We start from the raw sequence: 13835 nt of genomic DNA, 5'->3' as shown, positions 1-13835 counted from the left end.
CGCCCGGTTACATTCCGAACCCGGAAGCTAAGCCTCACAGCGCCGATGGTACTGCAGGGGGGACCCTGTGGGAGAGTAGGACGCCGCCGAACAATCTTTCAAAAGGACCTATGGTCCAGCGTTCATGCTGGACCATAGGTCCTTTTTTGTTTTTCCCCATGTTTTGTCTGAAGCGCGTCGGAAGGCCGACTGCGTGAGAATGACTGCGGTACCCGAAGACAGGAGCCCCACACGATGTCCCCCAACTCTTCCGACGACCGTCCTGAGCGCGACCAGCGCCCCAGGGACAGCGGTGACCGGGGCGGCTTCCGCGGAGGCCGTGACGATCGCGACCGTGGACCGCGACGGGACGATCGGGACCGTGGTGGTTTCCGCCGAGATGACAACAACCGTCGTGACGACAACCGCGGCGGCGGGTTCCGCGGCGCACGTGACGACCGCCCGAGTGGGCCCCGTCGTGATGATGATCGTGGTGGTCGTCCGGCGTCGAGTGGTGGCTTCGCGCGTCGCGACGACCGTGGTGGCCGGCCGACCGGTGGCGGCGGTGGTGGTTATGGCCGTCGTGACGATCGACCGAGCACGCCGCGTCGTGATGACGACCGTGGTGGCTTCCGTCGTGATGACCGTCCGAGCGGTCCCCGTCGCGATGACCGTCGTGACGACCGGCCCTCCTTCCGTCGTGACGACCGGCCCTCCTTCCGTCGTGACGACCGGCCCTCCTTCCGTCGTGACGACCGGCCCAGCGGGCCCCGCCGCGATGACCGTTCCAGTTCTCCCCGTCGTGATGATGACCGTGGTGGTCGTCCGGCGTCGAGTGGTGGCTTCGCGCGTCGTGACGACCGTGGTGGTCGCCCGACCGGTGGCGGTGGTGGTGGTTATGGCCGTCGCGACGACCGGCCGAGCGGTCCCCGCCGTGACGATCGTCGTGATGACCGTCCGGCGTTCCGTCGCGATGACCGTCGTGATGACCGGCCCAGTGGCCCTCGCCGTGACGACCGGCCCAGCACGCCCCGGCGCGACAACGACCGCGGTGGCTTCCGCCGCGACGACAACCGCCGTGATGACAACCGTGGCGGTGGCTTCGCCCGTCGTGACGATCGGCCGAGTACGCCGCGTCGTGATGACGACCGTGGTGGCTTCCGTCGTGATGACCGTCCGAGCGGTCCCCGTCGCGATGACCGTCGTGACGACCGGCCCAGCGGTCCCCGCCGTGACGACGACCGCGGCGGCCGGCCGGCCGGTGGCGGTGGGTACGGACGTCGTGATGACCGTTCGAGCGGCCCCCGGCGCGATGACGACCGTGGTGGCCGTCCCAGCGGTGGTGGCTTCGGGCGCCGTGACGACCGCGGCGGTCGGCCCGCCGGTGGTGGAAGCGGTGGTGGCGGCTATGGCCGGCGCGACGACCGCGACCGCGGTGGAGACCGTGGCGGGTCCCGGGGCCGCGACGACAGCCGTGGTGGCGGCTACCAGCGTCGTGACGACCGGGACCGTGACCGGGAGCCGATCAAGCGGCTGCCGATCCCGGAGGACGTCACAGGCGACGAGATCGACAAGAGCGTTCGCCAGGAGCTGCTGAGCCTGCCGAAGACGCTCGCCGAGGATGTGGCCAGGAACCTGGTCATGGTCGCCAAGCTGATCGACGAGGACCCCGAGCAGGCGTACGCGTACTCACGTATCGCGCTGCGGCTCGCCTCCAGAGTCGCCGCCGTACGCGAGGCCGCAGGCTTCGCCGCGTACGCCACACAGAAGTACTCCGAGGCGTTGGCCGAGTTCCGGGCGTCGCGGCGGATGACCGGCAGCGTCGACCTGTGGCCCGTGATGGCGGACTGCGAGCGCGGTCTCGGCCGTCCGGAGCGCGCCATGGCGATGGCCGGCGAGCCCGAGGTGCAGAAGCTCGACAAGGCCGGTCAGGTTGAGATGCGCCTGGTCGCGGCCGGTGCGCGCCGGGACATGGGGCAGATCGACGCCGCGATCGTGACGCTCCAGAGCAACGAGCTGGCGTCGAACTCCGTGCAGCCGTGGACCGCTCGACTGCGCTACGCGTACGCCGACGCCCTGCTGTCGGCCGGTCGTGAGGACGAGGCACGGGAGTGGTTCGCCAAGACGATCGAGGCGGACAAGGACGGGTCTACGGACGCTTCGGACCGGCTCGCCGAGCTGGACGGCGTCGAGTTCGTCGACGCCATGACCGATGACGAGGCTCAGGACGAGGTTCAGGTCCAGGCCGAGACTCCGGCCGAGGCTGCGATCGAGACCGGCACCCGGCCATCGGACGACGTGGACGCCGACGCCGATGCCGACATCGAGTTCCACGCCGACATCGAGGCCGATGAGGACGTCGACACCGACACCGACACCGACACCGACACCGACGCCGACGGTGACGGTGACGACAAGCGCTGAGTGATCATGCGAGTGGGGGCATCCCGGCCGGGATGCCCCCACTCGCATTTTCGCTGTCCGCGCCGGTCAGCCGAGCGTGAGACTCCGCAGCACCAGCCCCGTCGCCGGCTTGGGGCCGAAGGACGTGGACTTGCGGGGCATCGTGACGCCCTGGCGCGCCAGGTCCCGTACGACGTCCTCACGTACCGGATGCATCAGGACCGCCGTGCTTCCGTCCCGTTCCGCCTTCCCGATCGCCGCTTCGGTGTCGTGGATGTAGGCGATGTGCTCCGGGTCGTCCGGGATGTTCCAGATGTGGTCCAGCAAAGTGGAATGCAGGACAGTCGCGTCCAGGTTCCGCCAGGCCTCCGGCCGCCCGGTGGGAACCGTACGCTTCAACAGGGCTTCGTCCGGGCGGTCGACCAGATGGAAGCGGCCGTCCCCGGCGAGCAGAAAGGCGTTGCTCCCGGCACCGGCACCGGCACCAGTGCCGGCGTCTGCCAGGGCGTCGAGAGCCTCGGGCAGCGGCCCCTCGACCGTACGGACCCGGAACGAGCCCGAGAGGGCGGCGACCGCCCGGTCGACGGGCAGCCCGTGCAGAAGCCGGTGGATGGCGCGGACCTGGAGGGGATAGCGGGCCGTGTCGATGAGCAGCACCAGGCCGTAGCTCCAGGGGCCGGTGGCCGAGTGCTCGGCGCGCAGCCGCAGATACGTCGCCCAGCGGTGATGTCCGTCGGCGATCAGAGCCTGGTGGTCCGCGAGGTCGCGGGTGATCTCGTCCAGGTCGCCCGGGTCCGTGACCGACCACAGCCGGTGGCGGAAGCCGTCCTCCGTGGTGGTGGTCAGGAGCGGAGGGCGGCGCACGGTACGTTCGATGACGGCGTTCGTGCCGCTGGTACTCGTCGTCGGCGCGGTCGCCGCCGTCGTGCTGCCTGCCGGCCCGTCCTCGCCCCGGTACGTCAGCAGCAATGGCTCAAGATTCGCCGCTGTCGTCCGCATCAGGGCCGCACGGTCCGCCACGATGTCCGCCATCACATCTTCGTGCGGCAGCACGATCCCGTCGGCCGGGCCGGAGAGCGCCAGCGCCCCGATCACCCCCCGCTGCAACAGGTCACCTCTGCGCTGCTCGTACACGTACAGCGCCGGTTCGGGGTCGGGGGCGAGGATGCCCTCCGACAGCCACTGGCCCAGCGTCGCCGCCGCCTGGCGGTGGCGGGCCTCGGGCGTTGCTGCCTGCGGCAGGATCAGCCTGACTATGTTGTGCGGATCCGCCGACTCCAGCTGGTGCAGACCGTCGGGCCTGACGACCACGTCGTACGGCGGTGAGGTCACGGCGGACAGACTGCCGACTCGCTCCGGGACATAGCGGAGCCCCCGGAACGGGATCAGCCGCAGCCCCCTGTCCTCGGGACCTGTTGTGTTCATTCACGCATCGTATGTGCGGACCGGGATGGGCGATGATCGGAGGAGAAAACCCCAGTGAGGAACGGAAGACGGATGAGTCAGCGGAGCAGGACCAGCCCGAGCGGAAGCGCGACCGCGCTGAACGATGCGTACGACACGGCTCTGCTCGATCTCGACGGAGTGGTGTACGCGGGCGGGGAGGCCATCGCGCACGCGGTCGAGTCGCTCGGCACGGCCAGGGACGGCGGGATGCGTCTCGCGTATGTCACCAACAACGCCTTGCGTACGCCCGACACCGTGGCGGCGCATCTGACGGAACTCGGCGCGCCCGCCGTCCCCGAGGACGTGATCACCTCGGCGCAGGCGGTGTCCCGGCTGATCGCCGAGCAGCTCCCGCAAGGGTCCAAGGTGCTGGTCATCGGCGGGGAGGGGCTGCGGGTGGCGCTGCGCGAACGCGGTCTTGAGCCGGTGGAGTCCGCCGCGGACGACCCTGCCGCCGTGGTGCAGGGGTACGGCGGGCCCGACCTGGCCTGGGGACGGTTCGCCGAGGCGTGTTACGCGATCAACCGTGGCGTGCCGTGGTTCGCGTCCAACACGGACCTGACGATTCCGAGCGCGCGGGGGATCATGCCGGGCAATGGCGCGGCGGTCGAGGTCGTACGGATCGGGACGGGCGCCGAGCCGCAGGTCGCGGGCAAGCCGCTGCCCCCGATGCACCGGGAGACGATCCTGCGGACGGGGGCCGAGCGGGCGCTCGTCGTCGGTGACCGGCTGGACACGGACATCGAGGGTGCGTTCAACGGGGGCGTGGATTCGCTACTGGTCCTGACCGGGGTGACGGACGCGGCGCAGCTCCTCGCCGCCGAGCCCAGGCACCGGCCGACGTATGTGGACGCGGATCTGCGCGGACTGCTGACCGGGCAGCCGGACGTGGCCACGGTGGAGGACGGGTTCGGCTGTGGCGGGTGGACCGCCTCCGTCAGCGGGAACGAGTTGGTGCTCGACGGGGACGGAGCGGCGCTGGACGGGCTGCGCGCGCTGTGCGCGGCGGCCTGGACGGACGCGGGCGACGGCATCTGCGCACTGGACGCTGGTAAGGCGCTGGCGCGGCTCGGCCTGTAGGCCGGGGGAACCGCTTCGGCAAAGGCCATTGGTTCGGGCGGCCTGTGCTCTCGGAATCCTCGGTTGTCAGGAATCCTCGGCTCTCGGGAGACCTCGGTTCTCGGGAGACCTCGGTTCTCAGGAAACCTCGGCTCTCGGGAAAACTCAGCTCTCAGGAATCCTCGGCAGGATCCTCCGCGATGTGCGGCAGATGGTCCTCGGAGGTGCCCCGGCGCCAGTAGCCGCTGAACTTGACCGCCCGGCGGTCGAAGCCGCGCTCCCGGACGAGGTGGCGGCGTACGGCCTTCACGGTCGCCGACTCACCGGCGACCCAGGCGTATGGGGTGCCTTCCGGCAGCGTGGCGGCCCGGACCGCGTCCGTGGTGGCGGGGGACATGTCCGATACGAGCCAGGTGATTTCCGCGTCGGCCTTGGTGGGAAGCACCTGGCGGTCGGCGGGGTCGTGGACCTCGATCCAGACCCGGGCCGGCATGCCCGGAGGCAGGGATTCGAGGATCCCCGCGACGGCGGGGATCGCGGACTCGTCGGCGGTCAGCAGGATCCAGTCGGTGCCGTCCGGCGGCCGGAAGTCGTAGGCGGAGTTCTCCTCGTCGACCGGGGAGAGGACGGCGATGCGGTCGCCGGGGCGGGCCGTACGCGCCCAGCGCGAGGCGGGTCCCGACTGCGCGCCGTCGCCTCCAGCGCTGTTTCCGGCTCCGGTTCCGCTGCCGTCGTCGCCGTGCAGGGCGAAATCGATGACCAGTTCGTGCGGTCACGGGTCAGTTCGCGCACGGTGTACGTACGCATGATGCCGCGCAGATCCGTGTCGAGTTCGCGCCAGGCGTCGTACCAGTCGGCCCGTCCCGTGTCCGGCATGACCGGTTCGTCCTGACCGGGGTGCGGCAGGAACAGCTTCACCCGCTGGTCCCGTCCGGCCGTGGCCATGCGCGCCAAGTCCGCGCCACCGAGGACGACACGGGCCATGGCCGGGGTGACCCGCTCCGCGCGGAGCACCTCGACGGTGAAGAACTGATAGGGGGCGGGAGCGTCGGTCATACGGAGGGCCTCTTCGACGTGTCCGACGGCAGCGCGGGGCTGCTCCGGGGCGCGGGCATGGGCATGGGCATGGGCGCGGTCATGGGCAGGGCAGGGAGCCTGTCCGGAGCGCCCGGACTCGGCTTCGTCGTGAGAGGGCCGAGGGAGCCGGTGCGAGGGGTGTGCGGTGTACGGCAGCCGGGCAGGGGAAGCTCCATGGCGGGTGCGACCGCCGGTGCTTCCTTGGTGGTTACCTCCCTCTTCGTGGCAACATGCGAGGGTAGGCTAACCTAACTTGGTGTTCCTCGACAGTCCTCCCCGACAGAGCGCGGATCCGGTATCCACCGCCGCACCCCGTCGCCGCCCCACCCGTAGCGAAGGCACCACCCGTACCGAAGACATCGGGCACACCGAAAGCACCAGGGACACCAGGAGTACGAGCATGCAGCGCCTCACCGCGGAATCGGTGACCCTCGGCTACGACCAGCGAGTCATCACCCGTGAGCTGTCGGTGGAGATCCCCGACCAGTCGTTCACGGTGATCGTCGGCCCCAACGCCTGCGGCAAGTCGACCTTGCTGCGCGCGCTCTCCAGGATGCTCAAGCCCTCCGACGGGCGGGTCATGCTGGACGGGGCCGCCATCCACTCGATGCCCGCGAAGAAGGTCGCCAGGACCCTCGGTCTGCTGCCACAGTCGTCCATCGCCCCCGACGGCATCACGGTCGCCGACCTGGTGGCGCGCGGACGCTATCCGCACCAGGGGCTGTTGCGCCAGTGGTCGCCCGAGGACGAGCGAATAGTCGAGGAATCGATGGCGGCGACCGGCGTCGGCGAACTCGCCGGTCGCTATGTCGACGAATTGTCCGGCGGTCAGCGCCAGCGGGTCTGGATCGCCATGGCCCTCGCCCAGCAGACGCCGCTGCTGCTCCTGGACGAGCCGACCACGTACCTCGACATCCAGCACCAGATCGATGTGCTGGATCTCTGTGCCGAACTGCACGAGACGCAGGGCCGGACCCTGGTGGCCGTCCTGCACGACCTCAACCACGCGGCCCGTTACGCCACTCACCTCATCGCCATGCGCGACGGCGCGATCGTGGCGGAGGGCGCGCCGGCGGACGTGGTCACGGCGGAGCGGGTGGAAGAGGTGTTCGGGCTGCGCTGCCAGGTCATCGACGACCCGGAGACCGGTACGCCCCTGGTGGTGCCGGCGGGCCGCCGGGCGCGGCAGGCGGCGGCCGTCTCCGCGGCGTCGCAGGAGTGAGAGAGCGACCTGACGCCGCAGGGGCCCCGGCAGGCCCTAGAGCAGCGACCGCAGACGCATCAGGTCACGGAATCCCGCCTCCAGTCTGACCCGGCCCGACCCCCAGGCGCGGGCGAAATTCAGCTCGCCCCCGACCATCGCGACCAGGTCGTCACCGGCCATGGCCAGCCCGATCTGCGCCTTCTCCGGGGGCGGCCCCGCCACGGTGTCCGCCACCTCGATCCGGCCGTCCACCAGACGTCCGGTGAACGTGAGGTCGAGATCCGTGATGTGGCAGCTGAGTGAACGGTTGAACCCGGCCGCGGTGCGGACCTTTCCGTCCGCCTGCGCCAGGTTGTCCGAGAGCTTTTCGAGTGCGCTGCGGCACTCCTCCTTCGTCGCCATCGTGATCGACGGTACCCCAGGGCTTCGCGGTAGCGTCTGGGCATGAGCGACTCGATGGCGGGCCCGGCCGCGCAGGAGCCCGCGAAGGAACCGGGACAGGTCCACGAGCGGGGGACGGCACAGGCCACCGGACACGCCCCTGGGCAGGCCTCCGGGGAAGAACCCGGGCGGGCCCCCGGGACGGCCGGCCCCGGCTCCTCCTCGTACGATCCGGCGCCGCCCCGGCCTCTCGGCGTGGAACGCGCCCCGACCGGCAACGCCGAGGTGGACGCGCGACTGGCGCGGCTCGCCGACGCCGACCACCTCACTGCGGACGGCCATATCGAGGTGTACGAGGATGTACACCGGGGGCTGCGCGACACGCTGACCGGGCTCGACGCTCGGCCGGCACCTCAGGGACCTCCTGGGCCCGCGGGGCCTCAAGGGCCCCGGGGCACGTGACGACAGCCCGCCGACTTCTCTCGCGTACGAACACAGGAGCTGAACCGAACGTGGCTGGACTGGCACGCCTCCGTCTCGATGCCGAGCTGGTACGCCGTAACCTCGCGCGTTCGCGTGAGCACGCGAGCCAGCTGATCGCCGCGGGCCGGGTGACCGTCGGCGGCACCACCGCGACCAAGCCCGCCACCCAGGTCGAGAAGAGCGCCGCCGTCGTCGTCAAGGCGGACGACGGCGACCCCGACTACGTCTCGCGCGGCGGACACAAACTCGCGGGCGCGCTGGCCGCGTTCACGCCCCTCGGCCTGGAGGTGACCGGCCGGCGGGCGCTCGACGCGGGCGCTTCCACCGGCGGTTTCACGGATGTCCTGCTGCGGGCCGGTGTCGGTCATGTGGTCGCGGTGGACGTCGGATACGGACAACTCGCCTGGTCCCTGCGGAGCGATGAACGCGTCACAGTCAAGGACCGTACGAACGTACGTGAGTTGACGCTCGAGGCGATCGAAGGGGAGCCAGTGGATCTCATTGTCGGGGATCTGTCGTTCATTCCGCTCGGGTTGGTGATGCCGGCGCTGGCGCGCTGCGCCGCGCCCGACGCCGATCTCGTACTGATGGTCAAGCCCCAGTTCGAGGTCGGCAAGGAGCGGTTGGGCAGCGGAGGCGTCGTACGCAGCCCGGAGCTGCGCGCGGAAGCCGTACGGACCGTGGCGCGGCGGGCGGGTGAACTCGGCCTGGGCGTACGGGGCGTCACCGCCAGTCCGCTGCCGGGCCCCTCCGGAAATGTCGAGTACTTTCTGTGGCTCCGCGCCGGAGCGCCCGAGCTGGATCCGGCCGATGTCGATCGTGCAGTGGCGGAGGGACCCCGTTGACCACAAAGACCACGCAGGCCGCTGAGAACAAGCGGCCCGCGGAGACAGAGCAGGCCACGGAGACCGGACTCGGGGAAGAGGCCGGACCGAGCACGAAAACGCAGCTGAGCACAGAAATGCAGCCGAGCACGGAAACGCAGCTGAGCACAGAAGCACCACTGGGCACGGAGACGAAACTCGGCGCGGAAGCGGAGCGGAACGCGAACGCGGACCGCACCGTCTTCCTGCTCGCCCACACCGGCAGACCAGCCGCGATCCGCAGCGCCGAACTCGTCGTGAACGGGCTGGTGCGCAGCGGTCTCGGCGTACGGGTCCTGGCCGCCGAGGCGGTCGATCTGCCGCTGCCACCGTCCGTCGAGACAGTCACCGACGCCACTCCCGACGCACTCGACAGCTGCGAACTGCTGATCGTGCTCGGCGGAGACGGCACCCTGCTGCGCGGCGCCGCGTTCGCACGCGCCTCGGGCGTCCCCATGCTCGGGGTCAACCTGGGCAGGGTCGGCTTCCTCGCCGAGGCGGAACGGGACGATCTGGACAAGGTCGTCGACCGGGTCGTCACTCGTGCGTATGAGGTCGAGGAGCGGATGACCATCGATGTCGTCGTGCACAGCAACGGCGATGTCGTCCACAAGGACTGGGCGCTCAACGAAGCGGCCGTGCAGAAGGTCTCGCCGGAGCGGATGCTCGAAGTCGTCCTGGAGATCGACGGCCGGCCCGTCACCGGGTTCGGCTGCGACGGCATTGTCTGCGCGACTCCGACGGGGTCGACGGCGTACGCCTTCTCGGCCGGGGGGCCGGTCGTCTGGCCGGAGGTCGAGGCGCTGCTGATGGTGCCGATCAGCGCCCACGCCCTCTTCGCGAAGCCGCTGGTGACCTCGCCGACCACGGTGCTCGCGGTGGAAGTACAGCCGCAGACCCCCAGCGGGGTGCTGTGGTGCGACGGGCGCAGGACCATCGAGCTGCCTCCGGGAGCACGGGTGGAGGTACGGCGCGGGGCCGTTCCCGTACGGCTGGCGCGGCTGCATCACGCGTCGTTCACCGACCGGCTGGTGGCCAAGTTCGCGCTGCCGGTGTCCGGCTGGCGCGGGGCGCCGCACTGAGAGGACAACGCTGATCCGGGCCGTCTCCGGGCGGCCGGTTCCGGAGCGATTCCGTACGTACGGTTCACACGCAGGGCGGCCCGGAGACCGCCGGAACGGACCCGGACACAGCTCGGACACGGTCCGGTCGCGGGATCCGGAGGGTGGGGTCCGTCGCACGGCGGGCCCCGGACCTCGTATGGTCATGACCGTGTTGGAGGAGATGCGGATACGGTCGCTCGGGGTCATCGACGACGCGGTCGTGGAGCTGTCACCAGGCTTCACGGCGGTAACCGGTGAGACGGGCGCCGGTAAGACCATGGTCGTCACCAGTCTGGGACTGCTGCTCGGCGGACGTGCCGATCCCGCCCTGGTGCGGATCGGTGCCAAGTCGGCGGTCGTGGAGGGACGGATCACCCTGGACGCCGGTGATCCGGCGGCCGTACGGGCGGAGGAGGCAGGGGCCGAGCTGGACGACGGAGCGCTGCTCATCAGCAGAACCGTCTCCGCCGAGGGGCGCTCGCGCGCCCATATCGGCGGGCGTTCCGTGCCGGTGGGCGTACTGGCCGAGCTGGCGGACGACCTGGTCGCCGTACACGGCCAGACCGACCAGCAGGGGCTGCTGCGGCCCGCACGGCAGCGGAAGGCCCTCGACCGGTACGCGGGAGACGCCGTCGCCACGCCCCATGCCGCGTACGAGGCCGCCTACCGCAGACTGCGGGCCGTCGCCACGGAACTCGACACCCTGACCACGCGGGCGCGCGAGCGGGCGCAGGAAGCCGATCTGCTGCGTTTCGGACTGGACGAGGTCGCCGCCGTCGAGCCGCGGGCGGGGGAGGACGTCGAACTCGCCGCCGAGGCCGAGCGGCTCGGCCACGCGGAAGCGCTCGCCTCCGCCGCCGCCGTTGCGCACGCGGCGCTCGCCGGCAACCCCGAGGACCAGGAGGGCGTCGACGCGACGACGCTCGTCGCGGGCGCGGGGCGTGCGCTGGAGGCCGTACGGTCCCACGACCCGGCGCTCGCCGGGCTCGCGGAACGGACCGGGGAGATCTCCATCCTGCTCGCCGACGTGGCCGGCGAACTCGCCGGATACGCCGACGACCTGGACGCCGATCCGCTGCGGCTGGCCGCCGTGGAGGAACGGCGTGCCGCGCTCACCACGCTGACCCGTAAGTACGGCGAGGACATCGCCGCCGTCCTGGCCTGGTCCGAGGAGAGCGCGGCACGGCTGACCGAGCTGGAGAGCGACGACGACCGGATCGGCGAGCTGACGGCCGAGCGGGACGCCCTGCGGTCCGAACTCTCCGCCCTCGCACAGGCCCTGACCGACGCCCGTACGGAAGCCGCGGCGCGCTTCGCCGAAGCCGTCACGGCAGAACTGGCCTCGCTGGCCATGCCGCACGCGCGCGTCTCGTTCGACATCCGGCAGACCGAGTCCGCCGACGAGGCGGCCGGTGTCGAGGTGGGCGGACGCTCGGTGGTGTACGGGCCGCACGGCGTGGACGAGGTGGAACTGCTGCTCGCCCCCCACCCGGGCGCCCAGCCCCGCCCCATCGCCAAGGGCGCGTCCGGAGGTGAGCTGTCGCGCGTGATGCTCGCCGTGGAGGTGGTCTTCGCGGGGTCCGATCCGGTGCCGACGTACCTCTTCGACGAGGTGGACGCGGGCGTCGGCGGCAAGGCGGCGGTCGAGGTCGGCCGACGCCTCGCGAAGCTCGCCAGGTCCGCGCAAGTGGTGGTCGTGACGCACCTGCCGCAGGTCGCGGCCTTCGCCGACCGCCAGCTGCTGGTCGAGAAGACGGTCGACGGCTCGGTGACGCGCTCGGGCGTGACGGTCCTGGAGGGGGAGGACCGGGTACGGGAGTTGTCACGGATGCTGGCGGGGCAGGAGGACTCGGAAACGGCGCGTGCACACGCGGAGGAACTGCTGGCGACGGCCCGAGGCGCGAATTAGCCATCCGGCTGGGGCGTAGATTCGGGGTGGTTCGTGTGCGGGTTGTTGCCGGTGGCTGCTCCGGGTCACGTCCTGCACGGCATGGGGATCCGGCGGGAGGGGGTCGGGGTCGCAGGAGGTGACGTGTCCGGACGTAGAGCGTGATTTGTGGCGCACACCCGCCCGCACTCAACCAACAAACCCGCACGCGCCGTAAATCATGCAGTCCGGACATGCGCCTCCGGAGGCCCCGGGCCCCGCACCCACCACAAACCGCACTCGCACCCGCACTTCCGCCGGACGGCGACGCGGCGGGCAATGGCCGGGCCGGGTTGGCCGTTCACGTACTGGGAGTCGTCGCCGCGACGGCGTACGGTGACAGAGGCGGTCGCTCGACCACGGGGCCGATCGGTTCGAGCATTCACCCATGTGAGTGATCCAGGGTACGGAGTTGAGGCGCCGACCGTGAGAACGGCGCCTCCGCGGTGCCTGAACGTGCATACGGGCTGGCATCCTTGGCGCAGTCCCCGAAATCCCGATCCAGGAGCCTTGGCCACGTGACACAACTGCGTACGGTCCAGGTGCTGGGCGGTGGCAGTGCGGGCAGCAGCACGCACGTCCGATCGCTGGCGGCCGGTCTGGTCGCCCGGGGAGTGCGCGTGACGGTGTGCGCTCCCGCCGAACTCGACCGCGTCTACGACTTCCAGGGCACCGGGGCGCACCACGTCCCGGTGCCCCGGCGTACCGATCCCGCGGCCGTCGCGGCGCTGCGGGCGGCCTGCGCCGGCGTGGACGTGGTGCACGCGCACGGGCTGCACGCCGCCGTACGGGCCGCCGTCGCGCTCGCCGGGCAGCATGTGCCGCTGGTCGTCACCTGGCACACCCGCTCGCAGGTGGGAGGGCCGCGCGGTCAGCTGCTGGGGCTGCTGGAGCGAAGGGCCGTACGCGCGGCGGCGGTTGTGCTCGGCACCTCCTCGGAGCTGGTCGACCGGGCCCGTGCCAGGGGCGCGCGTGATGCCCGCCTCGCGCCGATCGCGCTCCCTCTGCCCGCGCGCCCGGCCGCCGATCCGGAGAACAAGTCGCGGGCCGAACTCGGCGCGGTGGAGCGCCCGTTGCTGATGGCCGTCGGAAGCCTGGTGCCGGACCAGGGGCTCGACACCCTGCTGGACGCGGCCAGGACCTGGCGCGATCTCGATCCCGCGCCGCTGCTCGCCATCGCGGGCGAAGGCAGGGAGCGCGCCAGGCTCCAACGCCGCATCGACAACGCCGAGTTGCCGGTACGGCTCATTGGCCGCCGGGACGACATCGGCGATCTCCTGGCGGCAGCCGACATCGCTCTCCTGCCCAGCCGCTGGGAGGCCCGCTCCGTCCTCGCGCAGGAGGCACTGCGGCTCGGCGTGCCCCTGGTGGCCACGGCGGTCGGCGGGATCCCCGAACTCGTCGGCGACGCGGCGGAACTCGTACCGTACGGAGACGCGGCGTCCCTCGCGGACGCGGTGACGCGCCTCCTCGCCGACCCGGAACACCACCTGCGACTCGCCACGGCGGGCCGGGCCCAGGCCGAGACCTGGCCGACGGAGGACGAGACCATCGCCCAGGTGCTGTGCGTGTACGACGAGTTGACCCAGCCGCGGCGCCTGCGCCGACCGTAGGCGTACGGCGGTGGCCGGCCCGGCCCGCTCGACGCCCGTCCGCGGCGCCGTCGCGACCCGGTCGGCCACCGCCGTACGCCCGGACCCGGAGCGCAGCCCGAGCGGCAGCGGGACTTGGCCTTCCACAGGACGTACGCCCAGCAGCACCGGCCCACTCGCCGGCAACTGCTCCTCCAGCACGGCCCGCGCCGGCAGCGCCCAGTTGCCCGACGGGGACGGTTCGGGGCCCAGCCGCCTCGCCACCGGCGGCAGCGGCGCCGATACGGCGGCCAGGTCCCGGCAGGACGCGGCGGGCCG

At 71.4% G+C, this 13835-nt stretch carries 10 protein-coding genes, 1 rRNA gene and 3 pseudogenes; 10 read left to right on the top strand and 4 right to left on the bottom strand.

Features of this window, described 5'->3' with window-relative positions; genetic code table 11:
* The 3 genes and pseudogenes from rrf to ACIOJD_RS30845 form a co-directional block, all read left to right on the top strand.
* Positions 1-92 (top strand): 5S ribosomal RNA (rrf, locus tag ACIOJD_RS30855); the annotation flags it as partial.
* Between the two features lie 160 nt (positions 93-252).
* Positions 253-1347: pseudogene (locus ACIOJD_RS30850) on the top strand (hypothetical protein); the annotation flags it as partial.
* Positions 1348-1572: 225 nt separating this feature from the next.
* A complete protein-coding gene (locus ACIOJD_RS30845; protein WP_401919415.1) occupies positions 1573-2403 on the top strand; it encodes a hypothetical protein in 831 nt (276 codons plus the stop codon).
* A gap of 66 nt (positions 2404-2469) precedes the next feature.
* On the opposite strand, the gene ACIOJD_RS30840 is transcribed toward ACIOJD_RS30845, so the two are convergent.
* A complete protein-coding gene (locus tag ACIOJD_RS30840; RefSeq protein WP_401919378.1) occupies positions 2470-3807 on the bottom strand; it encodes a DUF1015 family protein in 1338 nt (445 codons plus the stop codon).
* 72 nt (positions 3808-3879) lie between these two features.
* On the opposite strand from ACIOJD_RS30840, the gene ACIOJD_RS30835 reads away from it, so the two are divergent.
* Positions 3880-4908, top strand: a complete 1029-nt coding sequence (locus ACIOJD_RS30835) for an HAD-IIA family hydrolase (RefSeq protein ID WP_401919377.1) — start codon at positions 3880-3882, stop codon at positions 4906-4908.
* Positions 4909-5059: 151 nt separating this feature from the next.
* On the opposite strand, the pseudogene ACIOJD_RS30830 reads toward ACIOJD_RS30835, so the two are convergent.
* Positions 5060-5943, bottom strand: a pseudogene (locus ACIOJD_RS30830) (siderophore-interacting protein).
* A 421-nt stretch (positions 5944-6364) separates the two neighbouring features.
* On the opposite strand from ACIOJD_RS30830, the gene ACIOJD_RS30825 reads away from it, so the two are divergent.
* Positions 6365-7186: an ABC transporter ATP-binding protein gene (locus ACIOJD_RS30825; protein ID WP_401919376.1), complete on the top strand. Its 822-nt coding sequence runs from the start codon at positions 6365-6367 to the stop codon at positions 7184-7186.
* 36 nt (positions 7187-7222) lie between these two features.
* On the opposite strand, the gene ACIOJD_RS30820 is transcribed toward ACIOJD_RS30825, so the two are convergent.
* A complete protein-coding gene (locus ACIOJD_RS30820; protein ID WP_401919375.1) occupies positions 7223-7570 on the bottom strand; it encodes an SCP2 sterol-binding domain-containing protein in 348 nt (115 codons plus the stop codon).
* Between the two features lie 42 nt (positions 7571-7612).
* Here ACIOJD_RS30820 and ACIOJD_RS30815 point away from each other — a divergent pair, with 42 nt between their 5' ends.
* From ACIOJD_RS30815 to ACIOJD_RS30795, 5 genes are all read left to right on the top strand, one after another.
* Complete coding sequence (locus ACIOJD_RS30815; RefSeq protein ID WP_401919374.1) at positions 7613-8011, top strand: hypothetical protein; 399 nt, start codon at positions 7613-7615, stop codon at positions 8009-8011.
* A 50-nt stretch (positions 8012-8061) separates the two neighbouring features.
* Positions 8062-8877 (top strand): TlyA family RNA methyltransferase, encoded by an 816-nt coding sequence (locus ACIOJD_RS30810; RefSeq protein ID WP_401919373.1) that lies wholly within the window; start codon positions 8062-8064, stop codon positions 8875-8877.
* Complete coding sequence (locus tag ACIOJD_RS30805; RefSeq protein ID WP_401919372.1) at positions 8874-9977, top strand: NAD kinase; 1104 nt, start codon at positions 8874-8876, stop codon at positions 9975-9977. The genes ACIOJD_RS30810 and ACIOJD_RS30805 overlap by 4 nt, the downstream gene beginning before the upstream one ends.
* Before the next feature lie 184 nt (positions 9978-10161).
* Positions 10162-11907, top strand: coding sequence for a DNA repair protein RecN (recN, locus tag ACIOJD_RS30800; protein ID WP_401919371.1), 1746 nt, complete (start codon positions 10162-10164; stop codon positions 11905-11907).
* A gap of 536 nt (positions 11908-12443) precedes the next feature.
* A complete protein-coding gene (locus ACIOJD_RS30795; protein ID WP_401919370.1) occupies positions 12444-13538 on the top strand; it encodes a glycosyltransferase family 4 protein in 1095 nt (364 codons plus the stop codon).
* Positions 13539-13556: 18 nt separating this feature from the next.
* Here ACIOJD_RS30795 and ACIOJD_RS30790 read toward each other — a convergent pair.
* Positions 13557-13793: pseudogene (locus ACIOJD_RS30790) on the bottom strand (PucR family transcriptional regulator); the annotation flags it as partial.
* Positions 13794-13835 lie beyond the last annotated feature (42 nt).

Source organism: Streptomyces sp. NPDC088116, from assembly GCF_044741745.1.
GTDB lineage: Bacteria > Actinomycetota > Actinomycetes > Streptomycetales > Streptomycetaceae > Streptomyces.
This window is presented reverse-complemented; position numbering and strand designations above follow the sequence as displayed.